The sequence below is a fragment of the Rhodopseudomonas sp. BR0C11 genome (genome assembly GCF_010820945.1).
Taxonomy (GTDB): domain Bacteria; phylum Pseudomonadota; class Alphaproteobacteria; order Rhizobiales; family Xanthobacteraceae; genus Rhodopseudomonas; species Rhodopseudomonas palustris_H.
On record NZ_QTKI01000340.1, the window covers coordinates 1 to 5,302 of the forward strand.

The 5,302-nt window shown below is 64.1% G+C and carries 4 protein-coding genes; 2 read left to right on the plus strand and 2 right to left on the minus strand.

Going from position 1 to position 5,302, the window contains the following annotated elements; genetic code table 11:
* A partial coding sequence (locus tag DYI24_RS20415) for a glycosyltransferase (RefSeq protein ID WP_164573610.1) occupies positions 1–1,843 on the plus strand: 1,843 nt, incomplete at its 5' end.
* A gap of 1 nt (position 1,844) precedes the next feature.
* Here the strand turns inward: DYI24_RS20415 and DYI24_RS20420 are convergent.
* On the minus strand, positions 1,845–2,444 hold the full coding sequence (locus tag DYI24_RS20420; protein ID WP_107346223.1) for an SCO family protein: 600 nt from the start codon (positions 2,442–2,444) through the stop codon (positions 1,845–1,847).
* A 175-nt stretch (positions 2,445–2,619) separates the two neighbouring features.
* Complete coding sequence (locus tag DYI24_RS20425; RefSeq protein WP_107346224.1) at positions 2,620–3,078, minus strand: hypothetical protein; 459 nt, start codon at positions 3,076–3,078, stop codon at positions 2,620–2,622.
* Between the two features lie 733 nt (positions 3,079–3,811).
* Between DYI24_RS20425 and DYI24_RS20430 the strand changes: the two genes are divergently transcribed.
* Positions 3,812–5,302 (plus strand): HAMP domain-containing protein (locus DYI24_RS20430; RefSeq protein ID WP_164573611.1); only part of this gene is annotated, 1,491 nt, incomplete at its 3' end.

Here is a 5,302-nt window from a genome sequence, read left to right on the forward strand (position 1 = left end):
CGGCGTGCTTGCGCCGGCACTGCTGCAGGCCGCCGCGCGGCGCGCCAGAGACCTCGACATCGGTGCCGACCGTGTCCTGATTCAGCAAGGCCTGATCGAGGAGGAAGCGTATCTCCGCTATCTCGCCCGCTGGCTTCGCCTCGGCTTCGAAGACTTCGGCGCGTTCGACCGCGCCGACTGTCCGCTGGAGGACGCGCAAATCTCGTCTGCCACTGCGACCGGAATCGTGCCGCTCCGGGTCGATGGCGAATTGATCTGGGTGGTGGCGCCGCGACATCTTGCGAGTCATCTGCTGTGCAGGCTGCTGGACGACTATCCGGACACACGCCCGCGGCTGCGATTGGCCTCGACGGCGAACCTTGAGACCTTTCTGGCGCGGCAGGGCGAGCGCGCGCTGGCCGACATCGCCAGCTCCGATCTGCACCAGCGCCATCCGATGCTGTCGGCGGCGCCGCGCAAGCCCGGTCCGGTGTGGCGGCAGCGCTTGAAGCGCGGGATTTGCGTGGCGGTCCTGCTCGCGTTGCCGCTCTATCTCTATCCCAACGTCACGACGACGCTGCTGGCAGCCTGGTTCATCGGCTTTGCCGGACTGCGATTGCTGGCCTGCTTGTGGCCCCGCCCGACCTTGCCACCGCCGCCGCGAAAGCCGGACGCCGAATTGCCGATCTATACGGTGGTGGCGGCGCTGTATCGCGAAGCCGACTCGGTGGGAACGCTGGTGGAGGCTCTCGACGCGCTCGATTACCCACACGAGAAGCTCGACCTTATCCTGGTGATCGAGCCCGACGACCTCGCCACCCGCGCGGCACTGGCACGGATCAAACAGCGGCCGCATCTGCGGGTGCTGATCGCGCCTGCGGTCGAGCCGAGAACGAAGCCGAAGGCGCTGAACTACGCCCTCGCCTTCGCGCGCGGCAGTTTTATTGCGGTGTACGATGCCGAAGACCGGCCCGACCCGGACCAGCTGCGCGCGGCGTTGGCAGCGTTCGATACCGCGAGCCCCGACACCGCTTGCGTCCAGGCCAGCCTGTGCATCGACAATCTCACCCATAGCTGGCTGTCGCGGACATTCCTGGCCGAATATGCTGGCCAGTTCGATCTGTTTCTGCCGGGCCTTGCGGCGCTCGGCCTGCCACTGCCGCTCGGCGGAACCTCCAACCATTTCCGCACCGATGTACTCCGCGCGATCGGCGGCTGGGATCCGCACAACGTCACCGAAGACGCCGACCTCGGCTTTCGGCTGGCCCGGTTCGGCCACCGCTGCGTCACCATTGCTTCAGCCACCTACGAGGAAGCTCCGATCGCGTTCGGCAACTGGCTGCCGCAGCGGGCGCGCTGGATGAAGGGCTGGATCCAGACCTGGGAGGTGCATATGCGGCAGCCGATCCGGCTGTGGCACGAGATCGGCTGGCGCGGCGTGATCGGCCTCAACCTGGTGGTCGGCGGCAATGTGCTGTCGGCGCTGGCGTATCCATTATTAGTCTGTCTCGCCGTGGCGGCGGCAATCGATTGGCCGGAGCAGTTGCCGGTCTGGCTCGGCGGCTGGCTGGAGCCCGCGGCGCCGAGCGCGCTGCACTGGCTCACGATCGCATCCGGCGTTGCATCGACATTGGTGGTCGGCTTGCTCGGCCTCGCCCGGCGGCGGCAGTTGCGGCACGCCGGGGCATTGGCGCTGACGCCGCTCTATTGGCTGTGCCTATCGGCGGCGGCGTGGCGCGCGCTGGCGCAATTCGTCTGGTGTCCGTACCGCTGGGACAAGACTCAGCACGGCGTTGCCCGCCGTCCGCATCCGCTGGCGCCGAAGCCAAAAGCCCGGCGGTCGCGATGGCGGCTGTCGGCGTAAGCTACAGATACCGCTTCAGATCGGCGGCAGCCTCCTCGGGCTTGCGCTTGATGTTGAACGGCGAGACGAAATTGCCCGACTTGTCCATCAGATAGATCAGCGCGGTGTGATCCATCGTGTAGTCGCCGTCCTTCAGCGGGACCTTCTTAGCATAGACCCGATAGGCCTTCTCGATCTTCTCGGTGGCTTCCGGGGTTCCGACCAGCCCCTTCAGATGCGGATCGAAGCTCGACAGATAGTCCTTCATCGACTGCGGAGTGTCGCGCTCAGGATCCACCGAGACGAAATAGGCGTTGATGCGGTCGGCGTCGGGGCCCATCGCGCCGAGCACTTGCGACAACTCGAACAGCGAGGTCGGGCAGACGTCCGGGCACCGGGTGAAGCCGAAGAAGATCAGGGTCGGCTTTCCCTTCATGCTCTGTTCGGTGATGACCTGGCCGTTCTGGTCGGTGAGACGGAACGGACCACCAATCGTCGCCGGTGCCGAGATCTTCTGCAGACCGCCGAGCAGCCACAGCACGACCACGAGGCCGACGATCAGGCTGCCGGCAAACGCAGCGATCACGACCAGCGGGCGGATGGATTTGGCTTGTGCAGACATCGGCAGACACCTCGCAACCTTCGGAGCGGCTGGTTCGACGCTATTTCAGCCCGGCCGCTGCGATGTGCGGCAATCGCCGCACGGTTGCCCCCAATAGAGCCAGCGGCGGCGCCCGGCAAGCCGCGACGCCGTCGCACTGATCACGTGATCCGGAGGATGGGTCGCGGGCGCGGAATCAGCGGCCAGCCTGAGCCTGCGCGTCCATGTAACAGGGCCGGTACATCGACATCAGCTGCTTGCCGCGCAGAAAGATCATGTGACGGGTCAAGCCACCGCGCTTGGCGATCCAGCGGCGGATGCTGGTCGGGTACATCGTGTACAGCATCTGCGTGGCTTCGGTATTGGTGATGACGTTGCCATTGGAGCCGAGATCCCAGGCGGCGTGGAAGCCGAGATTGGCCCGGGAGGTGACGCAGATCTTATCGTGCGGGACCGCACCCAGCACGATGGTGCAGGCCGAGGCGCACAGGCCGTCGATCATCACGGTTTCGCCGGAGCTGCGCAGCGACTGGTAGCGGTCCACATAGGTTCCGATCCGGCCACCACGATCGTCGGCGATTCGCACCATCGCCTGGCTCGACGCCACGCCGGCGACCAGCAGCATGGCCGCGAGCATCCCCGTGAACAGTCTCATGGCTCCCCCAACGATCCCCGTCGCGAAGCCGCAGACCGTGCGCCCTCGAAACAGCGTCAGGGTGATTTCCGATCAAGGCTTTGTCCAGATCGACGGCCGGCCTCGGGCCAATTTCAAATCGAGTGTTGCCCGCAGGATGCACTGCGGTTCGTGGGGTCCCAAACTGAAACAGGACGGTTCGACACGTCGTGGCGGAACGCCGATTCGGTTCCATGACGGATGCCCGCCGGCACCCGCGGCCGATGCCTGGACGCAGACCGCATGAGGGAGGTCCGTGGCCAGCCACGGGCCCCGCGAGATGCGCTGACGTGCGTCACTACGACCGATCGAGTCGAGCACAATCTCTCGGTACCGCACGAGAACGCCGAACCGGATTCTATCGCTCGCGTCTCTGTTAGTAATCGGTCGCCTTCGATCCAGCGCCTGCATGAAATTCCCAACAATCGTCATCGAAGCGTCATCCCCGTCTTGCGAAAGCTTCGCGACAACTAATCAATTCGATCCGGACAAGTACCAGGATTTCAACATCGCGGGAGATCTTAAGGCAAACTTAGCACCGGCTCGTCCAAGCTTAGTTATTACGTCAAGATTCGAATCTGGAGCCTCATCGGACCAGCGATCGACTACGTCGCAGATTGCTCAGTGTTTGTGCAGATTGCCTGCCTCACCAACAAGCACGTCCACAACTCACACGTCATCGTCCAAGCGAATCGTCTGAAACTCGGGATCTCCCATGTCTCTTCGTCTCGGCCTCACGTCCAAGATCAATTCCATCGCTCTGGTCGGCATCATTGGCGTTCTCGCCTTTGGCGCGCTGTATATGATCGGAACATCGTCACAAGACGCAGCGAGGCTGATTGACGAACGAGCCCGCACACTCGGCGACAGCAACGCAAAATTGCAAATCGCCCTGCTCGAGCAGCGCCGCGCCGAGAAAAACTTCATGCTGCGCAAGGACGAGCAATATCTCGGCATGTTTCAGCAGAGCGGACGAGTGGCAGCCGAGACGCTCACCGACATGATCCGGCAGACCGAGGTAGCCGGTCAGACTGAACTCACCCGCAGTTTGAAGTCGGTGCAGGACGGCTTTGAAAACTACCAGCGCCAATTTGGCAGGTTCAGTGAGGCCACCGTGAAGCTCGGCCTCAAGGAAGATCTTGGGCTCGAAGGCAGCCTGCGAGCGTCGGTGCACGATGTCGAAAAGACGATCAGCAGCTTCGACTCCCCGCCCCTGATGGTGCAGATGCTGATGATGCGCCGGCACGAGAAGGACTTCATGCTCCGCCGTCATCCGAAATACGGCGACGAGATGAAAAAGCAATCCGCCGAATTCGCCAAGCTGCTCGCCGCCTCCGATCTTCCGCCAACGGCCAAGTCCGAAATCACGCAAAAGCTCGCCGCCTATCAGCGCGACTTCTCCGCCTGGATGGAGAATGCCCTGGCGCTGGATCGTGCCGAAAAAGACATGGTGACGACCTACCGAGCACTGCAGCCCGCGCTCGACGAGCTCTCCAGCACGGTGCGTCAGCAGGCGGAGCTCGCGAAGACGATGGCCGCCACCGCGCGGCGGGCCACTGAGCAGCGCATGCAGATCGCGATCATCGCAATCATCCTGACCGTGATGGTGCTCGGGATCTGGATCGCGCGGTCGATCACCAAGCCGCTCAGCGGACTGAACACCGGCATCCGCCGCCTCGGCGATGGCGAACTCGATCTGGTGCTGCCGGGCCTGCAGCGCAGCGACGAGATCGGCGACATGGCGCGGGCGGTGGAGTCCTGCAAGCTGAAGGCCGAAGAGCGCGCCGCAGCAGAAGCCGCAGCCAAGGCAGAGCATGACCGGCTGGCCGCGCAGCAGCGCAAGGGCGAGATGATCGCCCTCGCCGCCAAATTCGAAGACGCGGTCGGCGAGATCGTCGAGACCGTGTCGTCGGCCTCGACCGAGCTGGAAGCTTCGGCGACCACCCTGACCTCGACAGCCGATCACGCCCAGCAGTTCACCACCCTGGTCGCCGCAGCTTCCGAGGAGGCGTCCACCAATGTGCAGTCGGTGGCGTCGGCCAGCGAAGAGATGTCATCCTCGGTCAACGAAATCAGCCGCCAGGTGCAGGAATCGGCGCGGATTGCCAGCGAGGCGGTGACGCAGGCGCAGGCCACCAACGAGCGCGTCAGCCACCTGTCCGAAGCCGCATCGCGGATCGGCGACGTCGTCGAACTGATCAACACC

Excerpts from the sequence above, each read along its gene's own strand:
- DYI24_RS20420 (WP_107346223.1), bottom strand. The coding sequence starts at position 2,444 with ATGTCTGCACAAGCCAAATCCATCCGCCCGCTGGTCGTGATCGCTGCG.
- DYI24_RS20425 (WP_107346224.1), bottom strand. The coding sequence starts at position 3,078 with ATGAGACTGTTCACGGGGATGCTCGCGGCCATGCTGCTGGTCGCCGGC.